Annotated in this window: 14 protein-coding genes; 5 read left to right on the top strand and 9 right to left on the bottom strand. The window is 70.9% G+C overall.

All coding sequences use genetic code 11. The features are described 5' to 3' along the window. Nucleotides 1–1,156 (bottom strand): D-alanyl-D-alanine carboxypeptidase/D-alanyl-D-alanine-endopeptidase (locus E2E34_RS21615; RefSeq protein ID WP_138903577.1); only part of this gene is annotated, 1,156 nt, incomplete at its 3' end. A gap of 177 nt (nt 1,157–1,333) precedes the next feature. Between E2E34_RS21615 and E2E34_RS21610 the strand changes: the two genes are divergently transcribed. Continuing rightward, nucleotides 1,334–1,828: an inorganic diphosphatase gene (locus tag E2E34_RS21610; RefSeq protein WP_069930540.1), complete on the top strand. Its 495-nt coding sequence runs from the start codon at nt 1,334–1,336 to the stop codon at nt 1,826–1,828. A 177-nt stretch (nt 1,829–2,005) separates the two neighbouring features. Beyond that, nucleotides 2,006–3,697 (top strand): threonine/serine exporter family protein, encoded by a 1,692-nt coding sequence (locus E2E34_RS21605; RefSeq protein ID WP_138903576.1) that lies wholly within the window; start codon nt 2,006–2,008, stop codon nt 3,695–3,697. 33 nt (nt 3,698–3,730) lie between these two features. On the opposite strand, the gene E2E34_RS21600 is transcribed toward E2E34_RS21605, so the two are convergent. Continuing rightward, on the bottom strand, nt 3,731–4,423 hold the full coding sequence (locus E2E34_RS21600; RefSeq protein ID WP_138903575.1) for a DedA family protein: 693 nt from the start codon (nt 4,421–4,423) through the stop codon (nt 3,731–3,733). Nucleotides 4,424–4,572: 149 nt separating this feature from the next. Between E2E34_RS21600 and E2E34_RS21595 the strand changes: the two genes are divergently transcribed. Continuing rightward, nucleotides 4,573–4,938 (top strand): YbjQ family protein, encoded by a 366-nt coding sequence (locus E2E34_RS21595; RefSeq protein ID WP_138903574.1) that lies wholly within the window; start codon nt 4,573–4,575, stop codon nt 4,936–4,938. Between the two features lie 111 nt (nt 4,939–5,049). Here the strand turns inward: E2E34_RS21595 and E2E34_RS21590 are convergent, their stop codons facing one another. Beyond that, nucleotides 5,050–5,808 carry a MerR family transcriptional regulator gene (locus tag E2E34_RS21590; RefSeq protein WP_138903573.1) on the bottom strand — a complete coding sequence of 253 codons (759 nt, stop codon included), beginning with the start codon at nt 5,806–5,808 and terminating at the stop codon, nt 5,050–5,052. A gap of 118 nt (nt 5,809–5,926) precedes the next feature. On the opposite strand from E2E34_RS21590, the gene gad reads away from it, so the two are divergent. Continuing rightward, nucleotides 5,927–7,345: a glutamate decarboxylase gene (gene gad, locus E2E34_RS21585; protein WP_138903572.1), complete on the top strand. Its 1,419-nt coding sequence runs from the start codon at nt 5,927–5,929 to the stop codon at nt 7,343–7,345. A 218-nt stretch (nt 7,346–7,563) separates the two neighbouring features. Here the strand turns inward: gad and E2E34_RS21580 are convergent, their stop codons facing one another. The 6 genes from E2E34_RS21580 to E2E34_RS21555 all read right to left on the bottom strand — a co-directional run bounded on the left by E2E34_RS21580 (nt 7,564) and on the right by E2E34_RS21555 (nt 13,131). Next, the gene (locus E2E34_RS21580) at nt 7,564–8,355 is read right to left on the bottom strand and encodes an ABC transporter permease (RefSeq protein ID WP_138903571.1); all 792 of its coding nucleotides are present in this window, start codon (nt 8,353–8,355) and stop codon (nt 7,564–7,566) included. Further along, nucleotides 8,352–9,338 (bottom strand): ATP-binding cassette domain-containing protein, encoded by a 987-nt coding sequence (locus tag E2E34_RS21575; RefSeq protein ID WP_244315955.1) that lies wholly within the window; start codon nt 9,336–9,338, stop codon nt 8,352–8,354. The genes E2E34_RS21580 and E2E34_RS21575 overlap by 4 nt, the downstream gene beginning before the upstream one ends. 85 nt (nt 9,339–9,423) lie before the next feature. Next, nucleotides 9,424–10,041 (bottom strand): PadR family transcriptional regulator, encoded by a 618-nt coding sequence (locus E2E34_RS21570; protein WP_138903569.1) that lies wholly within the window; start codon nt 10,039–10,041, stop codon nt 9,424–9,426. Between the two features lie 66 nt (nt 10,042–10,107). Beyond that, nucleotides 10,108–10,656: a DinB family protein gene (locus tag E2E34_RS21565; RefSeq protein WP_138903568.1), complete on the bottom strand. Its 549-nt coding sequence runs from the start codon at nt 10,654–10,656 to the stop codon at nt 10,108–10,110. A 90-nt stretch (nt 10,657–10,746) separates the two neighbouring features. Further along, entirely contained in the window at nt 10,747–12,204 is a 1,458-nt protein-coding gene (locus E2E34_RS21560) for an aldehyde dehydrogenase family protein (RefSeq protein WP_138903567.1), read from the bottom strand. A 63-nt stretch (nt 12,205–12,267) separates the two neighbouring features. After that, complete coding sequence (locus tag E2E34_RS21555; RefSeq protein WP_138903566.1) at nt 12,268–13,131, bottom strand: Sco1979 family transcriptional regulator; 864 nt, start codon at nt 13,129–13,131, stop codon at nt 12,268–12,270. A gap of 342 nt (nt 13,132–13,473) precedes the next feature. On the opposite strand from E2E34_RS21555, the gene E2E34_RS21550 reads away from it, so the two are divergent. Next, the gene (locus tag E2E34_RS21550) at nt 13,474–13,974 is read left to right on the top strand and encodes an ATP-binding protein (protein ID WP_167518343.1); all 501 of its coding nucleotides are present in this window, start codon (nt 13,474–13,476) and stop codon (nt 13,972–13,974) included. Nucleotides 13,975–14,013 lie beyond the last annotated feature (39 nt).

Below are 14,013 nucleotides of genomic sequence, written 5' to 3'. Positions count from 1 at the left end.
GCCGGACCATGGGCATCCCCGGGGCGGGGGTGAAGGCGGGCGGCGCGTTGCGGGCGAGGAGGCCGGAGAGCAGGGCGGCGGACATGCGGTCGTCGCGGTCGAGGCCGCTGCCGTCGGCGAAACGGGCGCCGGACAGCGGCAGGCCGAGTTCCTTCAGCCGGGACGCGACGGCCTTGCCCGCGCCCTCGAAGCTGGCCGGTTCACCGGAGGCGAGCGCGGTCTGGCGGGCGAGCGCCTCGGCGATGTCGTTGTCGCTGTGCGTGAGGGTGCGCTCGACGAGAGCGGACAGCGGCGCGGAGAGGACCCGGGCGACCGGTTCGGCCGTGCGGGGGCCCTTCCCGGGCTCGGGGTCGCCCTTCCCCTTGATGCCGCGCTCGCGCAGCAGCTCGGCGAAGGCGCGGGCGGCGTCGCGCGCGGGGTCGGCACTGCGGGGCGCGGTGCCGCTGCGGGAGCCGTCGAGGCGGCCCTCGTCGATCATCAGCGGGGTGACGGGGCTGATGTTCTCGTTGGGGCTGATGGGATGCAGCGCGGGTCCGGAGTACAGCGTGTCGTCGTACGTCAGCTCCGCCTCGTCCACACCGCGGTCCCGCAGCGCCCGGGCGGTGTCGCCGGCCAGGGCGGCCAGGCCGTCCCGGTCCAGCGTCGGGTCGCCGCCGCCGACGAGGACGACCTGCCGTCCGTCGGGGGACGCGGTGACGGTGGTGGCGACGCGGTGGTCGGGACCGAGGGCCGAGAGCGCGGCGACGGACGTCGCGATCTTGATGGTGGAGGCCGGAATCATCCCTTCCGTGTCCCCCTTCCCGTAGACCTGCGCGCCGGTGGCGGTGTCGATCACGGACGCGGCGCGCACCGGGCCCAGCGCGGGGTCGCGCAGCAGCGGGTCGAGGGCGTCCGCCAGGGCGCTCCCGGCGGGCGGCGGTACGGGCACGCCGAGCGCGGCGAGCACGCCGGGCGCGCTGGGGGCGGGCGCGGGGACGCCGCGCGCCGGTGTCTCGTGATGTGCGCCACCCGTGCGGTCCCGGGAGGCGGCCCAGGCCCGCTCGGCCTTACGCTGACCGGAGTCCCAGGGGCCTGCCGCGGCCACCGCCCCGGCGGAGAGGGCGAGACCGGCGACAGCCGCGATCGTCGCGAGCTGCCACGTTTGACGCTCCGGCACCTCGGACCAGCCCCTTTCGCGATCACACACCTGCGTGAGGGACACTTAACCACTGCGTGTTGCCGGGAGCATGACGCCCCGGCTCGTCCGGCCTACCGAACCGGCCGACGGTCCGGGCTCGCCCCCGGAAGGACGCAGCGCCACCCGGAGTATGTGCTGATCATGGAGGAACCACCCGTGGAGTTCGACGTCACCATCGAGATTCCGAAGGGTTCGCGGAACAAGTACGAGGTGGACCACGAGACCGGCCGGATCCGCCTGGACCGTCGACTCTTCACTTCCACGAGCTACCCGGCGGACTACGGCTTCGTCGAGAACACCCTCGGCGAGGACGGCGACCCGCTGGACGCGCTCGTACTGCTCGACGAGCCCACTTTCCCCGGCTGTGTCATCAAGTGCCGCGCGATCGGCATGTTCCGGATGACCGACGAGGCCGGCGGCGACGACAAGCTGCTGTGCGTCCCGGCTTCGGACCCGCGCGTGGAGCACCTGCGCGACATCCACCACGTCTCGGAGTTCGACCGCCTGGAGATCCAGCACTTCTTCGAGGTCTACAAGGACCTGGAGCCCGGCAAGTCCGTCGAGGGCGCCGACTGGGTCGGCCGCACCGAGGCCGAGGCCGAGGTCGAGGCCTCGTACAAGCGCCTCCAGGCGCAGGGCGGCAGCCACTGACCAGCCCCTCGGCTCGGTTCTGACATCACGGCGGGCGGTGCACCCCAATGGGGGTGCACCGCCCGCCGCGTGTTGGGCGGCGCGCAAGGGGAAGGCGTCCGTCCGCATACTGGGCATGTCTGGCCACGGCTTGGGCATACGGACGTACTGGATCAAGGAAGCGAAGCGAGGCAGGCAGTGGCGGAGCCGAAGCGCGGCGGCAGCGGGGCCGACAGTGAGGGCCCCGAGGACCGCAAGCCGCAGTCGGACGAGGCGCGCAGCGCCTTCATCCCGCCGGCCGGCGTGGAGCAGCCGGAACCGCCCGAGGAGGACAGCCCGACCTCGGAATTCGCCGTTCCGGAGGGCCTGACCACCGGCGAGCACCCCATTCCGCCGGAGGTGTCGGGCTTCGACACCCCCAGCACGTACAGCGCCCGCAACGCGCCGCCCGCCTTCACCCCCGCCCAGGGGATGCCCATGGTCCGGCTGACCAAGGAGGCGCCCTGGCAGGACCGGATGCGCACGCTGCTGCGGATGCCGGTGGGCGACCGGCCGGTGCCGGAGCCGGTGCAGCGCCACGACGACGCGGGGCCCGCCGTGCCGCGCGTGCTGGACCTGACGCTGCGCATCGGCGAGCTGCTGCTCGCGGGCGGCGAGGGGGCCGAGGACGTCGAGGCAGCGATGTTCGGCGTGAGCCGGGCGTACGGGCTCGACCGGTGCGAGCCGAACGTCACCTTCACGCTGCTGTCTATCTCGTACCAGCCCTCGCTGGTCGAGGACCCCGTCACGGCGAGCAGGACCGTACGCCGCCGGGGCACCGACTACACGCGCCTCGCGGCGGTCTACCACCTCATCGACGACATCACCTCGCCGGACACCGACGTCACGCTGGAGGAGGCGTACCGCACCCTCGCCGAGATACGCCGCAACCGTCACCCGTACCCCGGCTGGGCGCTGACGGCGTCCAGCGGGCTGCTGGCCGGCGCGGCCTCCGTGCTGGTCGGCGGTGGGCCGGTGGTGTTCCTGGCGGCCGCCGTCGGAGCGATGCTCGGCGACCGGCTGGCGTGGCTGTGCGCGGGGCGGGGACTGCCGGAGTTCTACCAGTTCGTGGTGGCGGCGATGCCGCCCGCCGCGATAGGGGTGGCGCTGACCCTGGCCCCGACCACGACGATGTGGGACGTGCGGCCCTCCGCGGTGATCACCGGTGGACTGTTCGCGCTGCTGCCGGGGCGGGCCCTGGTGGCGGGCGTGCAGGACGGTCTGACCGGCTACTACATCACCGCGTCGGCGCGGCTGCTGGAAGTCATGTACTTCTTCATCGCGATCGTCATCGGTGTGCTGACGGTCCTCTATCTCGGTGTGCAGCTGGACGCCGAGCTGCACGCGGCGACGTCGCTGGAGACGGTCGAGCGTCCGGTGACGCAGATCCTCGCGTCGATGCTGCTGTGCTTCGCGTTCGCGATCCTGCTCCAGCAGCAGCGCAACACCGTGCTGATGGTGACGCTGAACGGCGGGGTGGCGTGGATCGTGTACGGCGCGATGCACGACGTCGGCGAGATCTCCGCGGTGGCCTCCACGGCTGTCGCGGCCGGTCTGGTGGGCCTCTTCGGGCAGCTGTTCTCGCGCTACCAGTACGCGTCGGCCCTGCCCTACGTCACGGCGGCGATCGGCCCGCTGCTGCCGGGCTCCTCGACGTACTTCGGACTGCTCGGCATCGCGCAGGACGATCTCAACCAGGGGCTCGCGTCCCTGTCGACGGCGGCGGCGCTGTCGCTCGCGATCGCCATCGGGGTGAACCTCGGTGGCGAGATCTCCCGGCTGTTCCTCAAGATGCCGGGCGCGGGCCGTGGGGCGAGCCGCCGCGCGGCCAAGCGGACGCGCGGCTTCTAGGCGCTCGCGGCGGGGCGTCGCCGCCCCGGCCGGTCAGCGCTTGGCGTGGCGGCCGCGCGAGGACGGCGGCGTGCCGTCGGACGGGTCGCCGGCGGCCGCGGCCTTCTTGTTCTTGCTGCGGGCGCGCAGGTACTCGACGACGATCGGGAGGACCGAGATCAGGACGATCAGGATCAGGATCGCTTCGATGTTCTTGTGGACGAACTCGACCTTGCCGAGCGAGGCACCGAGCAGCGTCACGCCCGCGCCCCAGAGCACACCGCCGATGATGTTGAACGTGATGAACGAGCGGTAGTTCATCCGGCTCACGCCGGCGATGATCGGCGTGAAGGTGCGGACGATCGGCACGAAGCGGGCCAGGACGAGCGACTTGGGGCCGTACTTCTCGAAGAAGTCGTGGGCCTTCTCGACGTTCTCCTGTTTGAAGAGCCTGGAGTCCGGGCGCTTGAACAGGGCCGGTCCGACCTTGCGGCCGAAGAGATAGCCGACCTGGTCACCGATGATCGCCGCGAGGCAGACCAGGGTGCAGACCAGCCACAGCGGGGTGTCCAGTACGCCCGTGGTCACCAGCAGGCCGGTGGTGAACAGCAGCGAGTCGCCCGGCAGGAAGAAGCCGATGAGCAAGCCGGACTCGGCGAAGACGATGACCAGCAGGCCGATCAGGCCGAACTGCTCCAGCAGATAGTCCGGGTCCAGCCAGGAGGGTCCGAGCGCAAGCGTATTCACGGGTACCGGGCTCCAGGGTGGGGTCGTCGTCTGCGGGTGTGCGCCCAAAGCTATCAACGCCACCGGTGTGCTCCTGGTTCCAGTAGGCGCTCACGGGGATGCGAAGGAGCCGGACTGCGGCCAAGCTGTCCGGCAGGAGGTGGATGCGGATGGGCATCGAGGAGTACGGCGGCGGGCAGGGCACCCAGTCCGATGTGCTGGTGGTCACCACGAACGACGCTCCCGGATACCGGGTCGAGCGCGTGATCGGTGAGGTCTTCGGTCTGACGGTGCGCTCACGGCACTTGGGCAGCCAGATCGGCGCGGGGCTGAAGTCGATGATCGGCGGCGAGCTCAAGGGGCTGACCAAGACGCTGGTGGAGACCCGTAACCAGGCGATGGAGCGGCTCGTCGAGCAGGCCAGGGCGCGCGGCGCCAACGGCGTGCTGATGATGCGCTTCGACGTGGCCGACGCAGCCGACGTGGGCACCGAGGTGTGCGCGTACGGCACGGCGGTCGTCCTCGCCAAGGAGTGACGGCGGGGGTCCGTACGGCCCGCAGGCGCGCCTGCGGGCCGTACGGACCCCTGTCTCGTGCGCGGCGCGGCTCACATCGCCCGCCGGCGCGGTTCGCGGTGCGGCGCCGCGCTACGCGTGGCGGGCCGCGTTGGCCAGGATCGCCGCACGCAGGTAGGCCGCGAGGCCCGGCTTCGCGGCGTCGATGGACGTGGTGAAGCGCTCGTCGGCGACGTACATCTCGGCGAGGCAGACGTGCGTCGCGTAGTCGCAGTCGTAGTGGTTGCGGCTGATCAGGGAGCGGTGCTCCTCCGCCAGGTCCATGGCCCGCACCGAGTCGGGCGCGGCTCCGTCCTCCATCGCGGCGACCAGGCCGGCGGTGTTCCCGGCGTTCTCCTCCTTGATCCGCTGCCAGTCCTCCTTGGTGTACGACGCGGCCCTGCGCTGCGACTGCCGGTACGCCTCGCTGTTGCCCCAGCGCTGCTCGGCCTCCTCGGCGTACTGCTCGGGATCGTGGTCGCCGAAGACCTCGAACTTCTCTTCCGGGGTGAGGTTGATGCCCATCTTCCGTGCCTCCAAGGCGGTTTCGACGGCGGCGGCCATCTCCTGCAGTCGCGCGATCCGGCCGGACAGCAGCGCGTGCTGGCGCCGCAGGTGCTCCCGCGGGTCCGCCCTCGGGTCGTCGAGAAGGGCCGCCACCTCGTCGAGCGGGAACCCGAGCTCCCGGTAGAACAGGATCTGCTGCAACCGGTCGAGGTCGGCGTCGTCGTAGCGCCGGTGACCCGCGTGGCTGCGGGCGCTCGGGGAGAGCAGTCCGATCCCGTCGTAGTGGTGCAGGGTGCGCACCGTCACTCCGGCGAGCCCGGCGACCTGTCCCACGGAGTAGCTCATCGCTTTCCGCTCCTTCTTCTTCCTGGTACGCACCTCAGCCTGATCCCTCACGCCACGTGAGGTGCAACCCCCGCCCGCTGGAGTGTTATGCCCGGTTATCCGCCCTTATGGTGAGCCCATGGGACTTCACCAAGGCGGTACGGACGGGGACAGCCGGCGGCGCCGCGAGCTCGCCCTGAACCCCTTCTACGGCGCGGCCGACCCGGTCGGCGACATGGAGGCCGCCCCGCCCCGGCACCGGCTGCCCGACGGGCCCATGGCGCCCACGACGGCGTATCAGCTCGTGCACGACGAGCTGATGCTCGACGGCAACTCCCGGCTCAATCTCGCCACCTTCGTCACCACCTGGATGGAACCGCAGGCGGCCGCGCTGATGGGTGAGTGCCGGGACAAGAACATGATCGACAAGGACGAGTACCCCCGGACCGCCGAGCTGGAGCGGCGCTGCGTCGCCATGCTCGCGGACCTCTGGAACGCGCCGGAACCCACGGCGGCGGTGGGCTGTTCGACGACCGGGTCCAGCGAGGCCTGCATGCTCGCCGGACTGGCCCTCAAGCGCCGCTGGGCCCTCAGGAACGCCGACCGGTACCCGGGCACGGCCCGGCCCAACCTGGTGATGGGCGCGAACGTCCAGGTCTGCTGGGACAAGTTCTGCACGTTCTGGGAGATCGAGGCGCGCCAAGTGCCGATGGAGGGCGAGCGTTTCCACCTCGACCCGCAGTCCGCGGCGGCGCTCTGCGACGAGAACACCATCGGCGTGGTCGCCGTGCTCGGCTCCACCTTCGACGGCTCGTACGAGCCCGTCGCCGAGATCTGCTCGGCCCTGGACGCCCTCCAGGAGCGCACGGGGCTCGACGTGCCGGTGCATGTGGACGGGGCGTCCGGCGCGATGATCGCCCCCTTCCTCGACGAGGATTTGGTGTGGGACTTCCGGCTGCCGAGAGTCGCCTCCATCAACACCTCCGGGCACAAGTACGGCCTGGTCTACCCGGGCGTCGGGTGGGCGCTGTGGCGCTCGCCCGCCGAGCTGCCGGAGGAACTGGTCTTCCGGGTCAACTACCTGGGCGGCGACATGCCGACCTTCGCCCTCAACTTCTCCCGGCCCGGCGCCCAGGTGGTCGCGCAGTACTACTCCTTCCTGCGGCTCGGCCGGGACGGGTACCGGGCCGTGCAGCAGGCGTCGCGGGACGTGGCGCGGGGGCTCGCGTCCCGGATCGAGGCGATGGGCGACTTCCGCCTCCTCTCGCGCGGGGCCGAGTTGCCGGTGTTCGCCTTCACCACCGCGCCCGGCGTACGGAACTTCGACGTCTTCGACGTGTCGCGGCGGCTGCGGGAGCGGGGGTGGCTGGTGCCGGCGTACACCTTTCCCGCGAACCGGGAGGATCTCGCCGTGCTGCGCATCGTGTGCCGCAACGGCTTCTCCGCGGATCTGGCCGAGCTGCTGGTGGAGAGCTTCGAGCAGGTGCTCCCCGAGCTGCGCGCCCAGGCCGGCCCGGCGACCCGGGACACGTCCGCCGCGACGTCGTTCCACCACTGAGCGGGGGCGGGCGCGCGGCCCGCGGGTGCGGCGGCGTGCGGGGCGTCGGTCCTCGCAGCCGCCGTGAAAGCGGTCCACCGCACCCCGTCGGCGGACATGCCGAAGCCGCACCCGCCCTCGCTCACCCCGGCTCGCGGTCCGCGGCCCCCACCGGACCGCTTCTCCTTCTGGTACGCCGCGGACCGCGACCGGGTTCCCCTTTCAGCCGGTCGGCCCTCTCACTGATTCAGCCGCCCGAACCGCCGCACCGCCAGCGGGAAGAACACCGCCACCAGCACCACCGGCCACACCACCGCCAGCAGCCCCGCGTGTTCCGCGGGCCAGGAGGAGGTGGCCGCCGCCGGGCTGCCGAAGAGGTCCCGTACCGCCGTGGCCATCGCCGACAGCGGGTTCCACTCGACGGCCGCGCCGAGCCAGTCCGGCATCGACTCCGGCGCCGCGAAGACGCTGGAGAGGAAGCCCACCGGCCACACCAGGATCTGCACCGCCTGGACCATCTCCGGCCTGCCGGCCACCATCGCCAGGTGGATGCCGATCCACAGCATCGCGAAGCGCAGCAGCAGTAACAGCCCGAGCGCGCCCAGGAACGCGAGCGGCCCGCCGTGCCAGCGCCATCCGATCGCCCACCCCACGCCGACCAGGATCAACAGACCGGCCGCCGACTGGAGCATGTCCGCGACCGCGCGCCCCACGAGCACCGCCCCCGGGGTCATCGGCATCGAGCGGAACCGGTCGATGACGCCCTTGTTGAGGTCCTGGGTGACCGCGAGCATCGTCGCCTCCAGGCCGAAGGCCATGGTCAGCGCCAGCATGCCGGGCACCAGGAAGTCGACGTAGTCCCCCGGAACGTCCTTGCCGCCGCCGATCAGGAAGCCGAACATGAGCAGCAGCATCACCGGGAAGACCAGGCCGACGACGACCTGGACCGGCTGCCGCCCCCAGTGGGCGAGTTCCCGCCGCGTCATCGTCCACGAGTCGGCGACCGCCCATCCCACCGCGTCGGCGCTCATGCCACGACCTCCCTGTCCGCCCGGCCCGCGAAGTCCCCGGGCTCCGTCTCCTTCGTGAGGTGCAGGAACACCTCGTCGAGCGTCGGCCTGCGCAGCGCGATGTCCTCCGCCTCGATTCCGGCCGCCTCCAGCGCCCGTACGGTCCTGGCCAGCGCGCTCATCCGGTCCGCCACCGGCGCGCTGATCCGCCGCCGGTCCGGGTCCGTCTCCGCGCCCGGGCCGACCAGGGCGGCCGCCGCGTCCAGGTGGCGCGCGTCGCGCACCACCACGTCGACCCGGTCACCGCCGACCATGCGCTTCAGGTCGTCCGGCGTGCCCTCCGCGACGGCCCTGCCTCCGTCGACGACCGTGATCCGGTCCGCCAGCTGGTCGGCCTCCTCCAGGTACTGCGTGGTGAGCAGGACGGTCGTGCCGCCCCCGACCAGCGACCGCACCGCGCCCCACACCTCCGCGCGCCCGCGCGGGTCGAGCCCGGTCGTCGGCTCGTCCAGGAACAGCACCTGCGGGTCCGTGATCAGCGAGGCCGCCAGGTCGAGCCGCCGCCGCATGCCTCCGCTGTACTTGCCGACCGCCTTGCTCCCGGTGTCCGCGAGCCCGAACCGTTCGAGGAGCTCGTCCGCCCGCTCGCCCGCCCGGCGCGCCCCCAGGTGGTACAGCCGGCCGAACATCTCCAGGTTCTGCCGCCCGCCCAGTTCCTCGTCCACCGCCGCGTGCTGCCCGAGCAGCCCGATCCGCCGCCGCACCTCACCGGCCCGCGACCGCACGTCGTACCCGGCCACCTCCACCCGTCCCGCGTCGTGCCGCAGCAGCGTGGCCAGGATGCGGACGATCGTGGTTTTCCCCGCGCCGTTGGGCCCCAGCACGCCGTGCACCGTGCCGCGCCGCACCACCAGGTCGAGACCGTCCAGGGCCCGCTTCTGCCCGTACCGCTTCTGTGCTCCTTCGACGACGATCGCCGCGTCGTCGGCGTGAGCGCCGGTCAATGACATCCCTCTCCTCCGGACAGGCGTAGTCAAACTTGACTACAGCCTCAAAGTAATCCGGCCCTGAGGTGCTCGTCAAGTTTGATTAGCTGGCGTACGGGTTCTCCTGGCCGTCGGCCAGCACCCCGACGAAGGGGTCGCCGCCCTCGCCCGCGAAGGTGTACGCCCCGCCCTCGATCCGGGCGATGAGCCCGCGCGTCCACTGGGCGCCGGCGTCCGCCGAGTGGACCCACATGTTCATGATCTCGCCGATGTGGCCGAGGGACTCGGGTCCCTCCTCCGGCGTGTAGTACTCGGTGACGGACGCCCGCCACGCCTCCAGGCCCCGCACCCGCCGGTTGAGCAGCTCGACCACCTCGGCCCGCTCCAGGTCGACGATGAAGCCGATCCCGGCGGACAGCACGTCCATCTTCTGGTCGTACGTCGTCAGGGCCTCGCGGAGCAGCGCGAAGTACTCCTCGGTGCCCTTGTCCGTGACCTCGTACTCGGTCCTCGGCGGCCCGCCGGCCGTGCTCGGCGCGATCTCGTGGGCCAGCAGCAGTCCCTGCTTGGCCATCTGCTTCAGCGCGTGGTAGATCGAGCCGGGCTTGGCGTTGGACCACTCGTGGGCGCCCCAGTACTCCAGGTCGTTGCGGACCTGGTAGCCGTGTGCGCGCCCGTGCTGGCGTACGGCCCCCAGCACCAGCAGCCTGATCGCTGACATCGCCGCACCCTTCCGCTCAACTCTGATCAGAGCGTATCGGGCGCGGCCGGCGGCGGACCGGCCGGTTCAGGCCCAGGACTCGCCGCGCTCCAGCGCCACCAGCTCGAAGGCCGTCCTGCCGTCCAGGCTCTCGCGGATGATGTCGGCGTGACCGGCGTGCCGGGCCACCTCGGTGATCAGCCGCAGCAGCAGCCAGCGCATCGACACGCGCTCGTCGTCGGGGAACCACGGCGCGTCGGGCAGCGGGAAGGTGTCGTCCAGGCTCGGCACCGACCGGATGAACTCCTCGGTGCGCCGCGCCACCTTCTCCCAGTACGCCAGCCGGTCCTCGACCGTCTCGTCCCCGACCAGCCGGAAGCTCTCGCCCCAGTTCTCCTCGGTCCGCCGGACCTCGGGCGCCACCTCGCGGGCCCGGGCGAGCCAGCTCTCCTCGACCTCGGCGACGTGCTTGAGGAGCCCCGACAGCGACAGCTCGCTGGCACTGGGCGTTGTGGCCGCCTGCTCGTCCGTCAGGCCCAGCAGCGCCCTGCGGACGCCCCCGCGCTCGGCGTCCAGGAAGGCCAGGAGCGCGCCGCGCTCGTCGCCGGGGGTCTCCGCGTTCACGTGTACGACCATGATGTCCGCCTCTCGTGGGCCTGCCGCCGTCGAACTGACAGGAACCACGCTACGGACCCTTGCGGACAACCCCTGTCCGCGACGGCCCGCTCAGAACGGGAAGTCGGTCCGTCCGTGCTGTACGGAGATCCACTTCTGGGTGGTGAAGGCCTCCACCGCCGAGTCCCCGTTGAGCCGTCCGAGCCCCGAGAACTTCTCGCCTCCGAAGGCGACCTGCGGATCGTCCTGGACGGTCGAGTCGTTGACGTGGATCATGCCGGTCTCGACGCGCTTGGCGAACCGCACGCCCCGCTCCAGGTTCCCGGTGTGCACCGCCCCGCTCAGCCCGTACGGGCTGTCGTTGGCCATCCGTACGGCCTCCTCCTCGCCGTCGAAGGGGATCAGCAGCACCACGGGGCCGAAGATCTCCTGCGCCAGCACCGGGGAGTCCGCCGCCAGCCCGCTCAGCACCGTCGGCTCGACGAGGTTGCCGCGCGTAGACCCCTGGACGAGAGCGGTGGCGCCCTCCGCGAGGGCCTGCTCGACGAGCGCCGTCAGGGAGTCCGCCTGGAAGGTGTTGATGACCGGGCCTATGTGCGTTCTGGAGTCGGCCGGGTCACCGGTGACCAGGGACCGTACCTTCGCGACGAACTTCTCGGTGAACTCCGCCTCGACCGACCGGTCGACCAGGATGCGGTTGGCGGCCATGCAGACCTGGCCCTGGTACACGAAGCGGCTGAAGACGGCCGCGTCCACCGCGTAGTCGAGGTCCGCGTCGTCGAGGACGACCAGCGCGCTGTTGCCGCTCAGCTCCAGCACGGCGCGCTTGAAGTGGCTCGCGGCGACAGCGGCGACATGCCGGCCCACCTTGTCCGAGCCGGCGAAGGAGATCACCTTCGGCACCCGGTGCTCTATCAGCGCGTCGCCGATCTCCGCGATGTCGGTGATCAGGACGTTCAGCAGTCCGGCGGGCAGCCCGGCGTCCTCGAAGATCTTGGCTATGAGGCCGCCACCGACGACGGGCGTGTTCTGGTTCGGCTTGATCACGACCGCGTTGCCCAGCGCCAGCGCGGGAGCGACGGACTTGAGCGTCACCAGGAACGGGAAGTTGAACGGGCTGATGACGCCGACGACGCCGACCGGCAGCCGGTAGACGCGGTTCTCCTTGCCCTCCACCGGCGACGGCAGGATGCGCCCCTCGGGACGCACGGCGGTCTGCATCGCCTCGCGCAGGAACTCCTTGGCGAGATGAACCTCGTACGCCGCCTTCAGCCGGGTGCCGCCGAGCTCGTCGATGATCGCCTCGACGATCTCGTCCTCGCGGTCCTGCGTGATCCGCAGGGCGCGTTCGAGGACGTCCCTCCTGCGGTACGCGCCGGCCGCCGCCCAGGCCGGCTGCGCGCGCTCCGCCGCGAGGTACGCCTCGTCGACCTCGTCCACCGAGGCGACGGTGATCGCGGCGAGCTTCTCCCCGTTGTACGGGTTGAAGTCGATGATGTCCCACGAGCCGCTGCCGGTCCGCCACTCGCCGTCGATGTACTGGTGGGCCAGGTCGGTGAAGAAGGACATGCGATCCCTTACTGCAAGGTGTGCAGGTGCGGACTCCTGATAAAACGTCATCGTACTGGCCGGTTATGTGAGTTGGAGCAGTCCGCGGAGCACATCCCGCGTCTCGGCCGCACTCGGGCTGTCTTTCTGCAGCCGCTCCATCACCCTCTGGTACTGAGCGACCTCTTCGCGCTTGTCCAGATAGAGCGCGCTGGTGAGCTGCTCCAGGTAGACGAGGTCCGAGAGATCCGACTCGGGGAACTGGAGCATGGTGAAGGCGCCGCTCTCGCCCGCGTGGCCGCCGAAGCTGAACGGCATCACCTGAAGCGTGATGTTCGGCTGCTCGGACACCTCTATGAGGTGCTGCAACTGCCCCCGCATCACGCCGCGGTCGCCGTACGGACGACGCAGAGCGGCCTCGTCCAGTACGGCGTGGAAGTGCGGCGCGCGCTCGGACACCAGCACCTTCTGGCGCTCCAGGCGCAGGGCCACCCTGCGGTCGATCTCGGCCGCGCTCGCGTGCGGCATGCCGCGCGAGACGACGGCGTGGGCGTAGCTCTCCGTCTGCAACAGCCCGTGCACGAACTGGACTTCGTAGATCCGGATGAGGGAGGCGGCGCCTTCGAGTCCGATGTACGTCTGGAACCAGCCGGGCAGCACGTCGCCGTAACTGTGCCACCAGCCCGCCACGTTGGCCTCCCGGGCCAGGCTCAGCAGCGACTCGCGCTCCGCCTGGTCCGTGACGCCGTACAGCGTGAGGAGGTCCTCGACGTCTCTCGCCTTGAAGCTCACCCGTCCCAACTCCATGCGGCTGATCTTCGATTCGGATGCGCGGATCGAGTAGCCGGCCGCCTCACGGGTGACTCCGCGCGACTCACGCAGCTTCCTGAGCTGGGATCCCAGCAGGATGCGCCGCACCACGGAGCCGCTCGACTCGCCTGCGGTCACTTCTCCAGCCCTCCCCAGTCCGACAGTTCACTCGCGGAGCGACCTCCCCCAGGTGCCCGAGAGCCGCAGTCTGCCATTAAAACGCTTCAGCCCGTACTCATCCGATTACGGAAATGGCAAGAGCTGTACAAGTCACCGAAAGAGACCCCAGGAAGAAATGAGCAAGAAACGGCACGGGTTCGGACAGGTCCGGCGCGTGCACGTGCATCTGCCCTTGCATCTGCCGTACGCATTCGGAACCATGGTCCGCGCGCACCTGCATGCTCTTTCGTGCTGTCGCCGTACTACCGCCGCATCGCTACCGCTGTATCGCAACGACCGCGAATCCCGGGAGTGCCTCGCATGGGGACGAATGGATCGACCATGCTCGAGCCGTTAAGGCAGGGCCTTCCACCCATCGACCCCGCAGCGGTCTCCAGCTCGGCCTCCTGCGCGCTGCCGCCCCGGTACGAAGCCGTACGCGGCGCCCGCCAGTTCACCAAGTCGACGCTGGCCCGGTGGGAGCTCGGCGAGTGTTTCGACGACGTGGCGCTGGTTGTCTCCGAGCTCGTCACGAACGCGCTGCGGCACGCACTGCCCGCCGACACCCCGCGCGGGGGCGAGCAGGACCCTCCCGTACGGCTGCATCTGATGCACTGGACCTCGCGCCTGGTGTGCGCGGTGCGCGATCCCAGCCACGAGAGTCCGGAGGCGCGGGAGACGGACGACTTCTCCGCCGAGTCCGGGCGTGGCTTGTTTCTGGTGGATTCGTTCAGCGACAGCTGGGGATGGCACCCGCTCGCCGGGACACTGAGCGGCAAGGTGGTGTGGGCGCTGTTCCGGCTCGGGGGCGAGCAGCGGTAACCGGCGGGGGCCGGACGCGCCGGGGAGGCGCGGCAGGGG

It is taken from the genome of Streptomyces albidochromogenes (genome assembly GCF_005981925.1).
Taxonomy (GTDB): domain Bacteria; phylum Actinomycetota; class Actinomycetes; order Streptomycetales; family Streptomycetaceae; genus Streptomyces; species Streptomyces albidochromogenes.
The sequence above is the reverse complement of the archived record's forward strand: the minus strand, read 5'-3'. Positions and strand labels throughout refer to the sequence as shown.

Bases quoted from the DNA above. Each gene is read 5' to 3' on its own strand.
- E2E34_RS21565 (WP_138903568.1), bottom strand. From the start codon at position 10,656: ATGGTCGTACACGTGAACGCGGAGACCCCCGGCGACGAGCGCGGCGCG.
- E2E34_RS21580 (WP_138903571.1), bottom strand. From the start codon at position 8,355: ATGAGCGCCGACGCGGTGGGATGGGCGGTCGCCGACTCGTGGACGATG.
- gad (WP_138903572.1), top strand. From the start codon at position 5,927: ATGGGACTTCACCAAGGCGGTACGGACGGGGACAGCCGGCGGCGCCGC.
- E2E34_RS21560 (WP_138903567.1), bottom strand. From the start codon at position 12,204: ATGTCCTTCTTCACCGACCTGGCCCACCAGTACATCGACGGCGAGTGG.
- E2E34_RS21550 (WP_167518343.1), top strand. From the start codon at position 13,474: ATGGGGACGAATGGATCGACCATGCTCGAGCCGTTAAGGCAGGGCCTT.
- E2E34_RS21590 (WP_138903573.1), bottom strand. From the start codon at position 5,808: ATGAGCTACTCCGTGGGACAGGTCGCCGGGCTCGCCGGAGTGACGGTG.
- E2E34_RS21595 (WP_138903574.1), top strand. From the start codon at position 4,573: ATGGGCATCGAGGAGTACGGCGGCGGGCAGGGCACCCAGTCCGATGTG.
- E2E34_RS21570 (WP_138903569.1), bottom strand. From the start codon at position 10,041: ATGTCAGCGATCAGGCTGCTGGTGCTGGGGGCCGTACGCCAGCACGGG.